Consider the following 19,125-nt stretch of genomic DNA (forward strand, 5'->3'; position numbering starts at 1 on the left):
CATTATTCATCGCGGATATCTAACCCCAACATTGAGGCGAATTGAATTGCTTGCAAAGAAGATACAATACAACCTTCTAATTCTTTTAATGATACAGTCATACTTTCGAATTCTGAAGTCTTAATCTCCACACCTTTCAATGGGGTTTCATCAAAACTAGCAGAATCCAGATTGCTTTCTATAAAGTAGGTATGTTTCAGTTTACAATCAAAGAAATCTGCATCTTTAACGAGACATTTGTCGAACCAGACCCTTTCCCATTTCGCATGAACAAACGCAGAAAGATTGCATATACATTCCTCAAACAAGACATCTGTGAATCGAGAATTTGTAAAGTTCACGCCTAGCATTTTGCAATTATGAAAGCTTACTCGATGAATGCTTATACCGGTCAAGTCCGCATTAGAAAAATCACAGTTTTCAAACCGAACATCTGTAACAAAAAGTTCAGGTAGAGAGGCTCCTTGAAAACTTGAATTCTTAATAAGCATGCTAGTTAATTGAACACGCTCAATTTCTTGTCCATCTAGTCTTTCATCGACTATACATGCATTCTGCAAAAAGGGATCTTCATCATGTCGTACATCCTGTAGCTGTACGGATAGTAAGTGATCAGGAATTTTTGGTTGATTGCGCTTCATTTTATTTTCTCCTTTTCTTCAGGCTTTCCCAAAAGAATTATGGCCCAGTAAATGGTACTATTATAAAAAGAGGTGACGATAATGGAAATTAATGATCAAGCACGTAAAGAACTATTAGCGCAAGTAGAAAAGTTATCAGATGAAGAGATCAATAAAAAGCCTTCCGAAAACGAATGGTCCGTCAAACAACTTTTACAACATCTGTATTTGATGGAAGGTGGAGTCACTAAAACTATTCAGAAGCAGCTAGCTTCCGATGAGCAGAATATCACAACAGACAAGCCGATTCAGCTTACAGTAGATCGATCAACCAAAGTAGATGCACCTGACTTCGCTACACCGACAGATGACTATTCTACGCTAGCTGAATTAAAGTCTAAGCTTTCCGCTACTCATACCGCTTTACGTGAAGTTGCCGATAGTGCAACAGAAGATCAATTAGCAGTGAAATCTTATCCGCACCCTGTTTTTGGTGAAATGAGCCTTACACAGTGGATTCCATTTGTCGGTTATCACGAGTTGCGTCATATTGAACAAATTAAAGAAGTTAAAAATCAAATCGGTATCTGATAAAGGCCCCCACTACGTATCATCAGTATAGTGGGGGTCATTTTATTTTCTATCGATATAAAAAATTGCTTGCTGAATACTTGAATATGTTTTCAACTCTTGATTCGGATCTTTAGCTGCCACCAACTTACGCGCTAGATCTGGAGAGACTCCCGTGACATATAAACTGCTGCCCATAAGCTCCAGAACTTGTTGTATTTCCAAAAGACGCTCTATAGAAGTTTCTTCATGCCAATAGAGACCCGTAACATCAACCATTACATGATCCACTGCTTGAGAGTGGACAAAACTACTTAACTTCTCGATTAGCAAATCAAATCGTTCTTCATTCATCTGACCGATCAACGAAACAGCTGCCAAATTATCGTAAATCATCATAATAGGAAGCATAAGCTGTTCAATCTCATGATCTTTGCTGTGAAGCTCTTCTATTTGTTTGTATTGTACAGAAACGTCTGTCTGTGTTCCAATAAAGAAATTCTTTCCTTCAATAGTGATAGGACGGATGCTTAAGCGATTCCAAAATAGACTACCATCCTTTTTATAGTTTTTTATCACAACTGTAAGAGGATTTCTTTCTGCTACCGCCCTTCTAATTTTCATCACAGTAGACGGATCCGTATCCTCTCCTTGTAGAAATCTGCAATTTCGCCCCAATACCTCATCTTCGGTAAAGCCCGTCATAGTTTCGAACGTTTTATTCACAAAAATTATAGGATTGTCGTCTTGTGATGCATCTGTCACGATTGCTGAAACTCTACTTCCGTTAATTAACGCTTCCATTAACTGTTTTTGTATCGTGTCTGCTAAATTCTTTATTTTTCACACATCCCGTCGTTTTCAATAGATTCTTTTATTTATAGTAGCATATTCTTCTATATAAGACTTAGAAATATGAATAATCTATCTTCATCAATAGAAGTAAACTGTAAATGTCTCATTGAACACGATAATTTACTTGAAGACTTTTTCAACTGATAGAATAAAAAAACTCCCCTGACTTTTCAATAGTCAGAGGAGTTTCTATCTTATACACGTGCAACTTGCATCTCGTTAAATTCTTTTTCTGAGCACAAAACAAAGTGTTCAGGAGCAACTTCACGAAATTCCACTTTATCCTCTGGTTCGTATTGATGATCTTTCGGATTATACGGATGGCGTACACGTGACCGCTCATAAACTGGGTCCGGTAAAGGAATTGCTGACAGTAGAGACTTCGTATAAGCATGCATCGGATTTCGGTATAATTCATCCGCTGGAGCCATCTCTACCAGTTTACCAAAGTACATTACACCAATGCGATCGGAGATATATTTAACCATTGATAAATCATGGGCAATGAATAAATATGTCAAGCCTTTCTCTTCCTGTAATTCCTTCAACAAGTTTACAACTTGTGCTTGAATAGAAACGTCGAGTGCCGATATTGGCTCATCCGCAATGATGAATTCGGGATCTACGGCTAATGCACGAGCAATTCCGATACGTTGACGCTGACCACCTGAGAACTCATGGGGGTAACGTTCAGCGTGTTCACGATTCAACCCAACAGTTTCAAGCAAATCAATTACTCGTTGCTTGCGGTCTGCTTTGCCTTTTACTAGACCATGTATATCGAGTCCTTCAGCGATAATATCTAGCACTTTCATTCTCGGATTCAATGAAGCGTAAGGATCTTGGAAAATCATTTGCATCTTTCTATTCAATACGTGATTTTCCTTTTTACTTTTCGGTGCGTGTACATCTACACCATTGTAAAGAACTTGACCCGCTGTCGCGTCATATAATCGGATCATAGTACGACCTGTTGTGGACTTACCGCAACCTGACTCCCCTACTAAACCGAATGTTTCACCACGTTTAATAGTGAAGCTAATGTCATCAATCGCACGTACTTCAGTTGATTTCCCAGCGTTAAAATATTGTTTCAAATTACGTACTTCAATTAAATTATCTGACATCACACAGTACCTCCCGTCTGTTCAACATAGTACCGGCTACCCTTAAATGTTTTCATACGTTCAATAACAAGCGCTGGCGGTTCAACCTGTGGTGCTTGTGGGTGCAATAACCATGTCGCAGCGTAATGTGTATCACTCACTTTAAAGAACGGAGCCCGACGTTCCATATCAATCTTCATGGCATATTCGCTCCGCAACGCGAAAGCATCACCTTTTGGAGGATTCAATAAATCAGGCGGTGTTCCCGGAATTGCATAAAGTTTTTGATCCGCTAAATCCATGGATGGCATAGAGCTTAGCAAGCCCCAAGTGTATGGGTGCTGTGGATTATAGAAGATTTCATCCACAGTGCCTATTTCAACAATTCGACCACCATACATAACAGCTACACGGTCTGCAACGTTTGCTACAACGCCTAGATCGTGCGTGATAAATATGATAGACGTATCTGTCTTCCTCTGGATTTCTTTCATTAACTCTAGAATCTGCGCTTGAATCGTTACATCTAGTGCCGTAGTTGGCTCATCTGCGATCAACACTTTCGGATTACATGCTAGCGCAATTGCAATAACGATACGCTGGCGTTGTCCGCCCGAAAATTGATGCGGATACATTTTATAACGATTTTCCGCATTAGGAATGCCTACAAGATTCAATAGCTCAATCGTTTGCTTGCGTGCTGCTGACTTGTTCAGCTTCTGATGTTTTAAGATAGGTTCCATAATTTGTCTACCAATTGTCATAGTCGGGTTTAATGAAGTCATTGGATCCTGGAAGATCATCGAAATGTCTTTCCCACGAATCTTTTGCATATCTTTTTCAGGGATCTTCGTTAGATCTTTTCCTTCAAATAAAATTTCTCCATTTTTATATTCAGCACTCGACTCTGGAAGAAGTCGCATGATCGATTTCGTTGTTACCGATTTACCTGATCCCGACTCACCTACGATTGCGAGCGTTTCACCTTTGTGTAAATCAAAGTTTACACCACGGATAGCTTTCACTTCACCTGCAAATGTATGGAAGGAAAGCTCGAGGTCTTTTACTTCTAATATTTTTGTCAACTTGCTCTCCTCCTCTTAATCTTTCATTTTAGGATCTAGTGCATCACGCAGTCCATCACCAATCAAGTTAAATGCAATCATAAGAACACTGATAACAATAGCCGGGAACAATAAGACGTATGGTTGATTCTCCATCACTTTATATCCGTCATTGATCAATGTACCTAATGAAGCAGCTGGTGGCTGGAGTCCAATTCCAATAAAGCTTAGAAATGCCTCAAAGAAAATGGCATTTGGAATCGTGAACATTGTATTGATGATAATAATTCCAAGCATATTCGGCAACAAGTGCTTTGTAATGATTTTGCCATCTTTGGCACCTAGCGTACGTGAAGCCAAAACGAACTCCTGGGATTTATATTTTAATGTCTGTGCTCGTACAATCCGCGACATCCCTATCCAACCGGTTATGGTGATGGCGACAATTATCGCAGTTATTCCTGGGTCCATGATCATAATCATCAAAATGACGACAATTAATGTAGGTATACCGATCAATATCTCAACAATCCGTTGCATGATGTCGTCTGTCCGTCCACCAAAGTATCCGGAAATCCCACCATAAGCTACCCCTATAACCATATCAATAGCCGCGGCTACAAATGCGATGAATAGTGATACACGAGAACCTTCCCAAAGTCGTGTAAATAAATCACGACCAAGTCCATCTGTACCAAACCAATAGTACTCATCAACTTTCTTCATTTCATATAGATTGACAGTTTTTCCAGCTAATTTACCGTCCCCATCAAATAGTCCTGTTGCTTCAATACCAGGAATTTTAGGTGGTAAGTTGGCGTGACGTAAGTTTTGCGTGTCACCCGCATGCCCATTTAAATGTGGACCGATTAATGCCATCAGTATAACTAACAGAAGAACGACCATACTGACAATAGCTGCTTTATTTTTACGGAGTCCTAACCATGCATCTTGCCAGAAACTCAAACTTGGTTTCTCTATACGTTCGGAATGATGCGCGTCAATTGTCACTCGCTCAAAATCTTCTGGTGTTAATTTTTCTTGTTCGTTTTCAATACGCATTATCCCTTACCTCCAGACACGCGGATACGTGGATCGATGACCCCGTATAAAATATCCACAATAAAAATAACTACTATGAGGAAGGCTGAGAACATTAATGTCGTACCCATGATCGTGGCATGGTCATTCGTCATGATAGACGATACGAATTGCTCACCAATTCCTGGAATAGCAAAAATTTGTTCTACTACAAGTGAACCGGTTACCAAGCCAGCTGCAAGTGGTCCGAGGACCGTGATTAAAGGTATTAATGCGTTTCGGAATGCGTGTTTGAAAGCAATTTCAAACCCATTGGCACCTTTTGCTTTTGCTAAAATAATATAATCTGAATTCAATACTTCTATCATCTCAGTCCGTATAAAGCGCGCGGATAGGGCTAGTGGCCCCATAGCGAGTGCAAGCGATGGCAGGACACTTGACTTCCAACCGTCATTCCACAAACCGACCGGTAATAGATGCCACTCTGAAGCAATCCAATATTGCAACAATGATGCAAATACAAAGGAAGGAATAGAAATACCTAGTATTGCCAAGAAGGTGCTTCCGTAATCCCAAAATGTATTATGCTTTAATGCTGCAAGCATACCAAGCAGGATACCGACAATGGTCCCGAAGACCATCGCTTGCGCTCCCAAGATTAAAGAAGGTTTCAATCTTTTAGCCAATAAGTCGTTGACACTCTTACCTTTAAATACAAAGGACGTCCCCAAGTCACCTTTAGCCAAATTTTTCATATAGATTGCATACTGCACAGGCTTAGGCTTATCGATCCCATATTTCTTTTCAACAATCGCTTTTTGTGTATCATTCAACTTATTGTAAGAAGCAATTGGTGAACCAGGCAATGTCTGCATGAGGAAAAAAGAGGCAGTTGCAATTAAAAATAGCGTTATAAACATATATACTATGCGTTTTCCAATATACTTAACCACGGTACGTTACACCTCCAAAAGAGTTTCTTACTTTACTTATTAGTAATCACTTGACAATTTTCGACAAAATACTTTTTAAATATTGCAACTATTCGCTGTTACTAAAAAGAGAGTATATGGAATACAGATCCCCATATACTCTCCCCTATTAAACTCAAGACTTTACAACGATACTATTACTTACCTGAAATATACGCCCACTTGAAGCTATAGTCCGCTCCGAATGGATGATCAACTAAGCCTTTGAAGTATGGCTTATGCAAGAAGATCAAACCACGTTGGTAAATTGGTGCAATTGCAGCGTCATCATCAAGTAGAATTTTCTCAGCTTGTGCGAATGCTTCATAACGCTCCTCAGGCTTAAGAGCCAATTCGCCTTTAGAATCTTCAATCAATTTATCGTACTCTGGATTAGAGTAAGACATCAAGTTATTTGTACCGTCTGTTACGAAAAGATCCAAGAATGAAATCGGATCCTGGAAGTCTGGTCCCCAACCTGATACTTGAATATCATAGTCTTGGTTGCCATCCAAATCCAAACGTACGGAGAATGGTACTTCTTTCAACGAAATTTTAAGTCCTTCTAGGTTACCTTCTAATTGAGACTTGAAGTACTCGTCCATTTTCTTAGAAAGTTCAGTGTCGCCACCAAGAATTTCTAGATCAAGAGATTCAACACCTAGTTCTTCAAGACCTTTTTTCCAATGATCTTGTGCTTCTTCCACATTGTACTCTAAGTGGTTGCCGCTTAAATCACGGAAGTCTTTTTCGTTTTCATCAAATGCAAAGTTTGTTGGTACTAAGAAGTTTGCAGCTAATGAACCGTTAGCTAGTACTACATCTACCATATCTTCCTTTTCGAAAGATTTAGCAATAGCTTTACGAATGTTCTCGTTCGCAAGTGGTGTTTCTTTACCATCACGCTCTTGGTTAAACTTGAAATAGAATACAGATGTTTCTGGTTGAATAACTGCTTCTTCATCATCACGGTATTGCATAGCTAGGTCACCAGAAACTCCGGCACGATCCAACTTACCATCTTGATAAAGTTTAATTGCAGTTGCAGAATCTTTTACAACGTTTACATGAATTTCATTAAGTTTAACGTTTTCTGCATCCCAGTAATGTTCGTTCTTAACATAAGTCCAGCTATCGCCTGTTCCATCCCATTTAGTTAAAACGAATGGTCCATTTGAAAGAAGGTTATCAGAGTTTGTTGCAAATGCATCCGCTTTAGAAGCTACAAACTCTTCTTTAAGTGGATAGAAAGTTCCGAATGACATAAGTGACAAGAAATATGGTACTGGACGCTCAAGTTTAACTTCAAACGTCTTCTCATCTATAGCTTTAACGCCAAGCTCAGATACTTCCATTTTTTCTTCAGAAATTGCTGTTGCGTTTTCTACTACACCAGACATCATGAATGGTCCGTAAGGTGAACCAGTTGCTGGATCAATTGCACGCTGCCAAGCATAAACGAAATCTTCAGCTGTTACAGGTGTTTCATCAGCCCACATTGCATCACGAAGTTTGAATGTATAAGTCAATCCATCTTCACTTACTTCTGCTTCTTCAGCAGCCATTGCAGGTTCTGCGATATTTTCTTGGTTTAAACGGTATAAACCTTCGTTGATATTATTCAACACGTTGAAGCCAACTGCGTCTTCTACGATTGATGAGTCAACAGATGGGATTGCAGCAGATTCAGCTAAGTATAATACTTGCTCTGCATCTGGCTCTCCTTCTTCGTCTTTGGCATGCTGTTTTTCTTCTGGTTCTTCAGTTGCCGCATCCTTGTCCTTGTCGTCCCCATCTGCTGCCGGCTTGTCTTCGTCTTTCGAACCGCCACATGCAGCTAAGAACATACTTAGCACTAATGTTAGTGCCATTAATAAAAGCCACTTATTGCTCTTCAAATTGTTGACCTCCCCTTTGGTGTTTTTGAAGTACTAACTTTTTCATTATACAAGAAAAACTTCCGAATGTAAACGCTAACAACAATATTATCTTAATTTTAAACTATTATTGAAGATTCTACACATTCTTACTCATTTCTTGTATGATAGACAGTAGCTATCAACATTAATTAAGAAAAGAAGGACTTCTATGAAACGTAATAGTATTGTATTTCTCATATCGCAGCTGGTGATTATTATTTCTGCCTATTCAGTATACGGTAAAATCTCATTATTAGGCTATATTAATGCTTCCTTTTTCGTCAGTGGTCTTTTGTTATTCTTTGGTGGGCTTGTGTTTGTCGTCCGTACTGGCTTCTTCGACTTCTTCATGACGAGTTCACGTAAAGTGTTTGCTAGAAAAGGTCAAAGAGAAGCTATCGAATCTATGCGTGCTCCATCCGAAGTAATGTCGGCGAGTCCAGCTTGGTTCTTCATTGCAGGTATGCCAACTTTCATTTTAATGATTTTGGCGCTTATTTTATACTATCTATAAAAAAATCTCGGTACTTCCTTTATAGGAAATACCGAGATTTTTAATTTACTGATATATTTTATAACACAACGGTGATTACTTGCTATTTACTTCTATCGCATTTAAAAAAGCTTGATTATTTACGATCTTCTACCTCAAGCTTACTACCATCGTTGAATTTGATTTCCACTTCGAATTTTTCATAATCCGCTTGAAGGTTAAAAGCTTCTAGTATACGATCAATTGTTTCTTGCTGCGAGCTATCTTTTGTCACATCTAGGTTTTTCACTTTTGAATATACATCATCAAATGCTTCCTGACCTTTCAAATAAATTTCATTTAGTTCATCTTCTACTTTGGCTTTAATTGGTTCATTTTCATCTTGTTCAATTTCCGCTTCATACTCTTTGTCTTTTCCGTATGAAACATCTAATTCAATTTCTTTAAATGATAGCTTGTCCATGTTGGCTTGCATATCTCCTGTTGCCGAGTCAGTCGAGGAATCTGTTGTAGTATCTGGTACAGCTCCATCAGTATTTTGATTTGTATCATCAGTAGCTGGTTCTAATGGTTGCTCTACCGGCGGATTAGCTGCATTAGAATTTTCTTCTACTTTATCATCTTTCGCATTCGTTCCACATCCCGCCAATGCAAGCGCCATGACTGATACCCCTGTTATTACTAAACGTTTCATAAAAATATTCCTCCTAGATGTCGTATTAACCCTAGTATTACCCTTTTTGCTACTTTCTAATCGGTTAGTTTTATTTAATGAAGGGTATGTTGGTAAGTAAAGGAGTCTTTTCGAATGAATAATCAAAATCCCTTAACCGCTAAAGAAGCAATTGATTCCATTGAGTCAGCTGTACATACGGAAAGTAGTTTGCGACGTGCGCACGCGACCGGAGTTGCATTTGATGCCACTTTCAAACCAACCGGAGCCGCAATGCCTTGGACAATAGCTACTCATCTACAGCAATCTGAAGTTCCTGCTGTTGTACGTTTTTCTCACAGTTCTACGAGCCCGAACCCGAATGAGCGTTTGAATCCAATTAAAGGAATGGCAGTGCGCTTTCAATTATCTGATGGTACATTTACAAACTTGACTATGGTTAATATACCAATCTTCATTAGTAAAACTCCAGAAGCCTTTATTCGTCTAATACAGGCATTTGATTCAAACAGTACATGGTCACAACGAATAGATGCTCTGATGCATGACACAGAGTACAAAGCATTTGCTTCCATTTTAAAAGAACTGAAACCGTATCGTAATTTCGAAACCCTTCATTACTATTCTATTCATGCGTACTTTTTGAAGAATATGGACTTTGATAGACAAGCCGTGCGATTTGAATGGCAACCTGTACCTCAAAATGACTTTGATACGGAAGGCAACTCTATGGAAAACGAACTCATTCATAAAGTAGAACAAGGACATCCTGTACGTTTTCGCTTACTTATGCAATTAGCTGAACAAGGAGATCAAACGAGTGACCCCACTATTGCCTGGCCGAATGACCGAAAGAAAATTGAGGCAGGAACTCTGACACTGAACTCTCTTCGTGCAGATAACGCAGAAGCCTTTGTTTTCGATCCAACAGTTACTATAGAAGGAATAGAATGTAGCGATGATCCGGTATTACTATTTCGCTCCGCTGCGTACGAGGAATCTGCCAAGCGACGTGGCGTAAATAATGAACTTTAATAAATCTCTAGAAAAACCTAAAGGAGCGGTTATAATGCTGAATTCATTTTTACTATTTTCACTAAACAAAATACATTATAAGCGTTAGCAAATTTTTTCTTGAAGAAAAGATAGGCTATAATCATCTAGAAAATCAAGTTCTTTCACTATCGCCAATACAAAGCTATGCTATCCTTGATTTTTTCATTATGTTTTTGTTAAACTATTGACGTGTCAAATCAATGGACGAATCAAACTCAATTTCCGATATGAATAAGAACGTGCTAGCTAAGCTGGCAGAAGGGGTTGACTACTTACTACAAGGAGCTGATGTGTATGACAACGGAAGAAGAAAAAACATTAAATACTATGGAAGAAGAGGAAACGGAAAAGGATTATTCCTTAGATCGTGTACCTCTAGAAGACCGTACTAAAAGTTGGCTAAGCATTACGAACATCACGTTCGGAATCGCGACTGCCATCTTTTACTTTCAAATGGGCAGCGTCATGGCTTTGCAATTCGGTGCACCAAACGCTATTGTGTCCGCAATCTATGCCATAATTGTAGCAGGCTTACTCGGTACCGTGATTGCCTACTTATCGGCTAAGTCCGGAATGAACGTGAATCTATTATCACGCGGAGGCGGGTTTGGTTATATTGGCTCATCGCTAACATCATTGATTTACGCCTCAAACTTCATTATGTATTGTGCATTTGAAGGACTAATTCTTGTATCGGCTGTGCACATTTTCATGCCTGACTTTCCAAAGTGGATTTTGATTGTCGTCTTTGGGACACTTGTCATTCCCTTGAATTGGTTCGGTATTGAGCAGCTAGACAAACTTCAAAAATGGTCTATGCCAGTTTTTCTTGTGTTTCTTGTTGCAGCTATTGTTTTATCATTTATTAAACCGGCTGTTTATACAGGTTCCGTGTTTTCGTACATGCCTGAAGGTGTCGAATTTGGTGGAACAGCATTATTGTTCTGTATCGGAATGCATAATGGAATCATGGGATTGACTGCTTTACTCGCATCAGATTATGCCCGTTTCTTAAAACCATCCGACCGAAAATTTGGTTCTATTGCAATCGGTTTCATTCCTCAAATTTTCTGTTACGGTGTAATGGGCGGACTTGGAATTTGGTTTGGCGTACGTTTCTTGGAAAAGGATCCCGGTGTATACATCGTACTATTGCTAGGTATTGGTGGAGCATTGTTTACGATGCTGACACAGTTACGAATTAATGTAACGAATATTTACAGCAGTTCCCTATCGCTATCAAATTTCTTCGAAAATGTATTCCGTTTCACACCGGGACGCAGATTCTGGGTAGTCGTCTCAGCTGTAAGTGCTATATTACTGATGCTTGGTGGAATCGTGGATCATCTAGATACGGTCATGACATTCCAGGGTGTTTTCCTATTTTCGTGGGCTGCTATTCTAGTGACGGATGCATTGGTCGTCAAAAAGTGGCTGAAAATTGGTCCGACCTATTATGTCGCTCGACAAGAGTACTTGTACAAATGGAACCCAGTCGGTGTCGCTTCATTACTAATAGCAAGTACGTTTGGCGCCGTTGCGGCGTCTGGTTATCTAGGTATATTCCTACAATCTACAGCTGCATTTGTCGCTGCTATACTGGCTGCTATACTGACAGTAATCATTGCCAAGTATACAAAAGGTAAATACTATTTAGTGCGTGAACCGAATGATATTACAGCAGATGATAAATTAGGTTAATAACTATAGTAATTCCCTACAAAGAAAAAATGCCTGAAAGATCGGTCAAGTCGATCCTTCAGGCATTTTTCATTCACTGTCTTCAGATAATCCCCTACGTTGAATGCTCCCCCACTCACGTTTACCACGCAGTGCACGTATAATTCCTTCAGCGCGCCAAACTAACGTTAGCGGACGATACCAAAATACTTCAGTTAACGATAGCATTACTAAACGAAATAGATCTTGCACTTTCGGATAGGTGTTACGGCTCCATGCTTCCAATAATACCGATGCCATTGAAAACAGGGATCCATATAGAATAAATAATAATCCTAAAATGCCCGCGAAGATCATATACACCTCTCCCATGAATAAAGAAAGCACAATGTACGCATAGCCAGCCAATTCAATTAATGGTCCAAGTAATTCAATGAATAAGAAATACGGAATCGATATCATACCTACTGAACCATACTTCGGATTGAATGCCATCTTTTTATGCAACCAAAGACTTTCAGCCAGTCCTTGATGCCAACGTCGGCGCTGTGTGCGTAGATCCTTGAAGTTATCAGGAGCTTCCGTCCAACAAACAGGATCCGGTGTAAAGACGATTTCTTTATCTTCTTTACGATCCGATATTTCCTCATGGAGCTTAACCACAAGTTCCATGTCCTCGCCGACTGTATTCTTGGCGTAACCACCTACTTGTAACACCCATTTTTTCGAAAAAACACTGAATGCACCCGATATGATTAATACTAGATTATATTTACTAAGCGCCATACGTCCCATTAGAAACGCACGCATATACTCTACAATTTGCATCATTACAATAGTTGAGCTTGGCAGGCCTTCTTTGACAACTTGCCCCATTTGGATTTCATATCCATTGGCAATCCGGACGTTGCCGCCTGTCGCAATAACTTCTTTATTAGACTCCATGATAGGCTTCATTACACGCAAGAGTGATGTGCGATCCAATATTGAATCCCCATCAATCGAACAGAAATATGGATACTTTGACACATTGATGCCTACATTTAAAGCATCCGCTTTTCCGCCATTCACTTTCGTAATCAAAAGTAAATTGGGGTGCATATCAGATTGATAAATTGTTTCGATAGGCTGTGTTTCAATTTGCTGATTCACTACTTTTCGAATGGGTCTCATATTGAAATGCTCAATCACGATATCTTCGGTATTATCGGTAGAACCATCATTAACTACAAGTATCTCAAATTCAGGATACTGCAGTGCCAACAAAGAATAGATGTTGCCAAGCACCCCCTCCTGCTCATTATAAGCAGGGACGATTACGGTTACAGGCTGTGTGTATATAAAATCTACTGCACCTTCATCCGATAAATTCTTCTGTAACTTTCGTTCTTTTCCTAACTGAGTAAATGCGATGATTAACATCGACGTATATGAGAAAATAACAGCCAACATATATACGAGCAATATATAGCCAACAAACGCAAAAACCGAGGAAGTAATTTCAGGTAAGTTCATCTCATTACTCCTTTCCGAGCATCTCTTCAGCTACATCCACCGCGAACTCATCAGATGAAGTGGTAATGACAGAATAAAGTGCTTGTTGACCATTTTTTAATGATTTTATCGATTTTGCAGCTTGCGCGCGAACTGGATAAGTAGAATCCTTTATCAAGTGTTTAAGAACAGGCAATGCTTCTTCTGTAGGAGCAGAACGAAAAATCTTGGCAGTCATCAACCGTTCTTCCCAAACATCTGAATGTGAAAAAACTTCATATAATTTGAGCGCATCTGCGACTTCCAATTTAGCTATACTCTTTAACGCGCGGATCCGCAATTCTTGTGCCGGGCTATCCAGGCATTCATGTAACAGCGGAAGCCAATCGAGATAGTGACGAACACCTATAATTTCAATCAATGTCAATTGCAATACGTCAGGTAATTCGTTAAAGTCTTCAGCTAGTAAACTAATTTGTGTCTCATCCAATTCTAACAATAGCCTTTTATAATCAAACTCGCCTAGTGGAACTTTAGGGTGGATAAAATGTGCAATAAAATCAGTACGAGAAAACTTTATTATTATCTCGTAAATCAATAGATATTCTGCTTTTGGATAAATCTTTCTTTTGGCCAATACCTTGGAAACAGGATCCAGCATAAATGTTAAATTGAATAAACTGATCTTATTGAGTGCATTAATACGTACACCACTGCTCCGACTATGGAGATTCTTACTATAGTAGTCACTCATGTATAACGCTGCAAAAGTATTAACTTTTTTGTTGATTTCATCGGAAGAAAAATGGTAGCTAAAACGAAAAAACAATTCATCAATCGCTTCGAGTTCTAGTGGTCCGTTGGGCATAAGGACTTCAATCGGCATGCCATCTCCTAGTAAATATTCATACCAGTCATCTTTTCGAGCTTCGATATACTCTCTAATTCCTTTCTTGTTTTTCATTTCTTGCATTCTATAAAAAACGAGTAAAAAGAACATACCGAAAAGTATGATTAACAAGGCCACGATGACTAGTAACAATGAAACTAATAACTTATCCATAATAAATACGATTCAACACTTTCGTAATTTGCGCTTCAAATAAATGTGGATTAAAGGGTTTCGTTATATAATCATCTACACCATTTTCATAAGCAAAAATCATTTCCGCTTCACTTTTTCGCTTCGTCATCATAAATACATGGTATTTCTGAGAATTCGGTAATTCACGTAGTGTGTATAACACTTCTAAACCATTTTTTCTTGGAAGAATGTCATTCACAATAACTAAATGAGTGTGAGACGATTGATACCAGTCAGATTCAATAAAGAATTGGCCGTCATGAAACACGCGAATTTCCAGATCAAGTTGTTTTATCTTTACGCGCTCCACTAGTTTTTGTATAACCATCGTGACAACGGGATCTTCATCAATAATACTCACTCGCACACATTGTCTCTCCAATTTTTTAAGTGTGCGGTCTTTTATAAAAGGTGTATTCCCAGGTAGTTGTAAAGCACTGTTAACCGAATCATTCCCTATCTGTAATACTTCTTCAAGCGTGGCATCTCCATTACGAATTTCGATTACTGAAACACCTACCCGATACGAACGAGTTGATTCTGTATGGCGTAATCTATCAATAAAGACATCTGCCTCTTCTTCACCTGTATTAGCCATTAAAATAATATCCGGTTTACCTGTCGGGAAATTGAACAATAAATCAGAGTTACGTATTTGCTCGAGGAGGATCTTCTTAATTTCAGGACTTTCAGGACTTTTTACAAAGACTATAGTGAATACTTGCCGAAAACGTTTCGTATTCGCCATTTGCCAATAAAAGAGTTGCGGAAAGAGTGAAGCATCCAACATATTTAGTTCACTATTTTTGGTTTTCATACCGATTACACCTTTCTTCAGCTAATTTACTGTTAGAATTTCTTCGGGTAAGCCCATGAGTGTCAGCCGATCTTATAATGTTATTGCCCCTACTGTTATGATCCAATAACGGAATTCTTTTGCATCTTACGGACAACAAAACTTCCATTATAATGTACTTCACAACCCATTAAAACGGCGTTTTAAGGAATGATTTATAGTTTCAATTGCTTTCATTTTCACTATTTTTCCTATCATAGGTTTCATCCAAAATTTCTTCCATCATTGGGAAATATGTTAACCAGTAGAAAGCCGAGACATCTTTGGCAAAGTATTTATACACATTATGTATCCCCTGCCATTTCACAATTGGCTTTTTATCAAAATCTGCATAGTCTCCTGCAAAATAATATGTATTATTCTGTTCCTGGTGTAATACTGCAGGGAATGTTTCAGGTATGCCAGCCTCAAGTAAAACACTGCGTCCCTTTTCGGTTAAATCAAATTCATAAGTTGCCAATACATTCGTATTTTTAAACGGCTCGACTACATCAAACCAATAAAGATAATCAGATGAATACACTCTTGGAAATTTTTCTTTTCCGTCTTTTGTCAACTCAAAATGGGCAGCACTTTTATTTTCCTGTCCATCCAAGACAATCACTTCACCCGATGTATGGACAAATGTAAGGCCTGCACCCGAAAAGAACCACTCACTATTCATCTGCTCCTTATACCCATCAATAAGCCAATGGGGGACTTCTTCATTGCCCAAGTCAGTGAAATAGCGTCCAATCCAACCTGACCAGGTAATTCCTAGGTCATTTTGCATGATCGCACTCATTTCTTTACTGGTAGGTGATGCAAAACTATTAAATTCGGCAATCAACGTTGTGCTTTCATCCTTACTTGCCATTAATTCTCGCCACTCTAGCAGTTCCATTCCACCATATAAAAGTTCAGACCGTGAACCATCGGGCTTGTCCTTAAGATCGTCACTGAATACACCATAAGTATCTGCTACATAAATCATATCAAGTGGTCGGGTCCGGAACGGTTCCATAGCTATTTGATCATATGGATCAAATCCATAATAATCGAGTTCAAGATCATAGAACTCTCCATCAGGACGTACAATTTTCTTTCCTTTTAATATATGGAATAAACCGTTATGCTCGCGATAATCCTTTTTGGCAACGGACTTATCAATTACTGCTATATCCATGATCTTTTCTTCTTTGAGTGTCCAATAAATTCGTGGCGACAAGACGAGTAAGATCAATACTAGTGCTATTACTATTTTTTTCACTATCTAGTCTCTCCTTTACTCTTGTCGACTGTTGTCTTACAACCGCAATTCTAGTATTATTATATCATCTATTATGATCGCATACAATTAACATTTACATATATTTAGTCTTAATATACTATATTCCTTTGCAAAAATTATTGTATAATGAATATGTAGGACTATTAGATTACACCGTTCTACTTTATCTTATGTTTCTAAAGAAAGGTGACTACTATGTCGAAAAAAGTACGACTAATTTGGTTGGCAGCGATTTTATTGGTTCTATCTAACTTCATATGGTTAAAACCCATACTAACTATGCGCGTCGATCAACCAAAAGCCACTTGGTTGTGGCACACATCCCAAATAGTGGATAAGTCTGATTTACTCATTGGCTTTTTAGATCAAAAGAACGTATCTACTCTATATTTACAAGTCAACGCAGATATACCAGATGATGCATATCAACACTTTATTCAAAAAGCTAGTGAACATAATATTGAAGTACACGCTCTTGACGGTGCACCCCATTGGGCAACTGACCAAGATTCTGTACAAAGTTTCTTCCGTTGGGTTGAAAAGTATCAATCCATTTCGGATAAGACTGAACAATTCGCTGGTATTCATTTGGACATAGAGCCATACATACTGCCAACGTGGAATTCTAGTTTACAAAACACTATTGAGAGCTATCAGCAAAATATTCGATTTGCTGCGGGAGAATCTGCTCTTCTTGGACTGCACTTTGGAATCGATATACCATTTTGGTTTGATCAAACCTTCTATACGACTAACATGGGTGATGGCATTCTATCTGAATGGCTAATCGACCAATCCGACAGCATAAATGTCATGGCCTACCGTAACAAGGCTAATGGCCGTAACGGAATAATCAGTTTAGCGCAAAGCGAAATGGATTATGCTAACGCTGCTGGTAAGCATGCACGCGTAGCAATAGAAACTAGTAAATCGTCTGAAGGTGATTACCTGTCGTTCTTTGGTAAGAGTAATACGTATATGGAGAATCAGTTAAAGGAAGTAGAGCGATCATTTAATCATTCTGAAGAATTCCATGGAATTGCCGTCCATTCATTAGAAAGCTGGATGAAACGAAAATAATAGTGGACCATACGAAGAAAAGCCGTCTCGTTTGGGAGACGGCTTTATATATAACGGCATATACACATTAAATTCAAGCTTTGTTATCTTGTTCATAGAAAACTGGTGGTACAGATCCAAACACTCTACGATGATATAACATAGGATCTTTGTTTTTCTCAACTTTTAGATCAACTACTTCACCAATAATAATGGTGTGGTCTCCCGCTTCAATCGTCTGGAAAGTCTTACATTCAAACACACCGAATGCGTCTTCAATAATCGGTAAACCATTATCCGACATTTCCCATTCACATGTAGAGAAACGATCCTCTACACGGCTTGCAAATGTACTACAAAGTTCCTTTTGATCTCCTGCAAGTACGTGTACAGCAAATTTACCGCCTTCAGTGAATGCTTTGATCGAAGAAACTCTGTGATCGATCGACCATAAGAGAAGCATAGGATCCAAGGATACAGAAGCAAACGAGTTTACTGTCAGTCCGACTGGTGTACCGTCTTCAGTTACTGCAGTAACCACTGTTACACCAGTGGGGTAATTCCCCATAATTTCTTTGAATAAATTCTGTTGTTCTTCTTTTTTCATAAAACATTCTCTCCTTTATTGATGAGCCATTTCGAGTAATTTATATAGTCCATTTCTCTGGAAATAGGCAAGTATATATATATCATAGCACTTCCACTATCTTTCTTCATTTTTCTCAACTTGTTATATGTTTTTCTTTCAGTTTATGCAACGTATTCATTTTGTATCATGCTACTTTAGCCAGTCACATTAAAGGTACTAAAGCTTTATTTTATATCTTACATGTTTATAAACACTAAATCCGGCTATTATAAACGTAGCAAGTCTATCAAACATTTCTAGGAGGATACGTATAATGAATTTAACTAATCTCAAGAAAAACAACTTATTCAAAGTGGGAGCAGCGGCAATTCTCTCTGTCGGCGTCCTCAGTGCATGCGGTGACGATGACCCGGTTATTGATGAAAATGATGATGTTGACGTTGAAGTAGATCAGCCAGCTGATGTTACACCAAATGATGATGCAGATATGGAGGAGCCTGAAGTAGATATGGAACCAGACGATGAAAACAAAGACTAATAAAAAACAGTAAATAATAGAAGCTCAAAACCCCTGAAATCAATTAAAGTATTTCAGAGGTTTTTTCTTCCTACTTATATTTAACTGAATATTTCGTTTGTTCAAAAGTTTTATTTACAAAAAGTTACATTATGTATAATCTCTAGACATTCATCACAACATGATATGTAGGAGTGCTATTGGTAAA

At 38.6% G+C, this 19,125-nt stretch carries 19 protein-coding genes; 6 read left to right on the forward strand and 13 right to left on the reverse strand.

All coding sequences use genetic code 11. The features are described 5' to 3' along the window. Positions 1–2 precede the first annotated feature (2 nt). Positions 3–641, reverse strand: a complete 639-nt coding sequence (locus SporoP32a_RS06745; RefSeq protein WP_085427202.1) for a pentapeptide repeat-containing protein — start codon at positions 639–641, stop codon at positions 3–5. 81 nt (positions 642–722) lie between these two features. On the opposite strand from SporoP32a_RS06745, the gene SporoP32a_RS06750 reads away from it, so the two are divergent. Further along, on the forward strand, positions 723–1,211 hold the full coding sequence (locus tag SporoP32a_RS06750) for a DinB family protein (protein ID WP_085427203.1): 489 nt from the start codon (positions 723–725) through the stop codon (positions 1,209–1,211). Positions 1,212–1,253: 42 nt separating this feature from the next. Here SporoP32a_RS06750 and SporoP32a_RS06755 read toward each other — a convergent pair whose 3' ends face one another. From SporoP32a_RS06755 to SporoP32a_RS06780, 6 genes are all read right to left on the reverse strand, one after another. Continuing rightward, positions 1,254–1,994 carry a YtvA family blue-light photoreceptor gene (locus tag SporoP32a_RS06755; protein ID WP_085427204.1) on the reverse strand — a complete coding sequence of 247 codons (741 nt, stop codon included), beginning with the start codon at positions 1,992–1,994 and terminating at the stop codon, positions 1,254–1,256. Between the two features lie 245 nt (positions 1,995–2,239). Then, complete coding sequence (locus SporoP32a_RS06760) at positions 2,240–3,172, reverse strand: ABC transporter ATP-binding protein (protein WP_085427205.1); 933 nt, start codon at positions 3,170–3,172, stop codon at positions 2,240–2,242. Continuing rightward, the gene (locus SporoP32a_RS06765) at positions 3,172–4,236 is read right to left on the reverse strand and encodes an ABC transporter ATP-binding protein (RefSeq protein ID WP_085427206.1); all 1,065 of its coding nucleotides are present in this window, start codon (positions 4,234–4,236) and stop codon (positions 3,172–3,174) included. The genes SporoP32a_RS06760 and SporoP32a_RS06765 overlap by 1 nt, the downstream gene beginning before the upstream one ends. A 15-nt stretch (positions 4,237–4,251) precedes the next feature. Beyond that, positions 4,252–5,277: an oligopeptide ABC transporter permease gene (gene opp3C, locus SporoP32a_RS06770; RefSeq protein ID WP_085427207.1), complete on the reverse strand. Its 1,026-nt coding sequence runs from the start codon at positions 5,275–5,277 to the stop codon at positions 4,252–4,254. Next, on the reverse strand, positions 5,277–6,209 hold the full coding sequence (opp3b, locus tag SporoP32a_RS06775) for an oligopeptide ABC transporter permease (protein ID WP_085427208.1): 933 nt from the start codon (positions 6,207–6,209) through the stop codon (positions 5,277–5,279). The genes opp3C and opp3b overlap by 1 nt, the downstream gene beginning before the upstream one ends. Before the next feature lie 176 nt (positions 6,210–6,385). Then, positions 6,386–8,125 carry a peptide ABC transporter substrate-binding protein gene (locus tag SporoP32a_RS06780; protein WP_085427209.1) on the reverse strand — a complete coding sequence of 580 codons (1,740 nt, stop codon included), beginning with the start codon at positions 8,123–8,125 and terminating at the stop codon, positions 6,386–6,388. A gap of 190 nt (positions 8,126–8,315) precedes the next feature. On the opposite strand from SporoP32a_RS06780, the gene SporoP32a_RS06785 reads away from it, so the two are divergent. Next, on the forward strand, positions 8,316–8,660 hold the full coding sequence (locus SporoP32a_RS06785) for a DUF3899 domain-containing protein (protein WP_085427210.1): 345 nt from the start codon (positions 8,316–8,318) through the stop codon (positions 8,658–8,660). Between the two features lie 115 nt (positions 8,661–8,775). On the opposite strand, the gene SporoP32a_RS06790 is transcribed toward SporoP32a_RS06785, so the two are convergent. Continuing rightward, positions 8,776–9,333, reverse strand: a complete 558-nt coding sequence (locus SporoP32a_RS06790) for a YusW family protein (RefSeq protein ID WP_085427211.1) — start codon at positions 9,331–9,333, stop codon at positions 8,776–8,778. 114 nt (positions 9,334–9,447) lie between these two features. Here SporoP32a_RS06790 and SporoP32a_RS06795 point away from each other — a divergent pair, with 114 nt between their 5' ends. Further along, positions 9,448–10,347 (forward strand): catalase, encoded by a 900-nt coding sequence (locus tag SporoP32a_RS06795; RefSeq protein WP_085427212.1) that lies wholly within the window; start codon positions 9,448–9,450, stop codon positions 10,345–10,347. A gap of 315 nt (positions 10,348–10,662) precedes the next feature. Beyond that, the gene (locus SporoP32a_RS06800) at positions 10,663–12,069 is read left to right on the forward strand and encodes a purine-cytosine permease family protein (protein WP_085427213.1); all 1,407 of its coding nucleotides are present in this window, start codon (positions 10,663–10,665) and stop codon (positions 12,067–12,069) included. Positions 12,070–12,138: 69 nt separating this feature from the next. Here the strand turns inward: SporoP32a_RS06800 and SporoP32a_RS06805 are convergent, their stop codons facing one another. The 4 genes from SporoP32a_RS06805 to SporoP32a_RS06820 form a co-directional block, all read right to left on the reverse strand. Further along, complete coding sequence (locus SporoP32a_RS06805; RefSeq protein WP_085427214.1) at positions 12,139–13,563, reverse strand: glycosyltransferase family 2 protein; 1,425 nt, start codon at positions 13,561–13,563, stop codon at positions 12,139–12,141. A gap of 4 nt (positions 13,564–13,567) precedes the next feature. Then, positions 13,568–14,605 carry a HEAT repeat domain-containing protein gene (locus SporoP32a_RS06810; RefSeq protein WP_085427215.1) on the reverse strand — a complete coding sequence of 346 codons (1,038 nt, stop codon included), beginning with the start codon at positions 14,603–14,605 and terminating at the stop codon, positions 13,568–13,570. Further along, a complete protein-coding gene (locus SporoP32a_RS06815; RefSeq protein ID WP_085427216.1) occupies positions 14,598–15,443 on the reverse strand; it encodes a response regulator in 846 nt (281 codons plus the stop codon). Before SporoP32a_RS06815 ends, SporoP32a_RS06810 begins: the two co-directional genes overlap by 8 nt. A 202-nt stretch (positions 15,444–15,645) precedes the next feature. Beyond that, on the reverse strand, positions 15,646–16,731 hold the full coding sequence (locus SporoP32a_RS06820) for a hypothetical protein (protein ID WP_085427217.1): 1,086 nt from the start codon (positions 16,729–16,731) through the stop codon (positions 15,646–15,648). A gap of 216 nt (positions 16,732–16,947) precedes the next feature. On the opposite strand from SporoP32a_RS06820, the gene SporoP32a_RS06825 reads away from it, so the two are divergent. Further along, positions 16,948–17,832, forward strand: a complete 885-nt coding sequence (locus SporoP32a_RS06825; protein WP_085427218.1) for a hypothetical protein — start codon at positions 16,948–16,950, stop codon at positions 17,830–17,832. A gap of 73 nt (positions 17,833–17,905) precedes the next feature. On the opposite strand, the gene SporoP32a_RS06830 is transcribed toward SporoP32a_RS06825, so the two are convergent. Next, on the reverse strand, positions 17,906–18,418 hold the full coding sequence (locus tag SporoP32a_RS06830; RefSeq protein WP_085427219.1) for a flavin reductase family protein: 513 nt from the start codon (positions 18,416–18,418) through the stop codon (positions 17,906–17,908). A gap of 295 nt (positions 18,419–18,713) precedes the next feature. Between SporoP32a_RS06830 and SporoP32a_RS06835 the strand changes: the two genes are divergently transcribed. Further along, entirely contained in the window at positions 18,714–18,938 is a 225-nt protein-coding gene (locus SporoP32a_RS06835; protein WP_085427220.1) for a hypothetical protein, read from the forward strand. Positions 18,939–19,125 lie beyond the last annotated feature (187 nt).

It is taken from the genome of Sporosarcina ureae, from assembly GCF_002109325.1.
GTDB lineage: Bacteria > Bacillota > Bacilli > Bacillales_A > Planococcaceae > Sporosarcina > Sporosarcina ureae_C.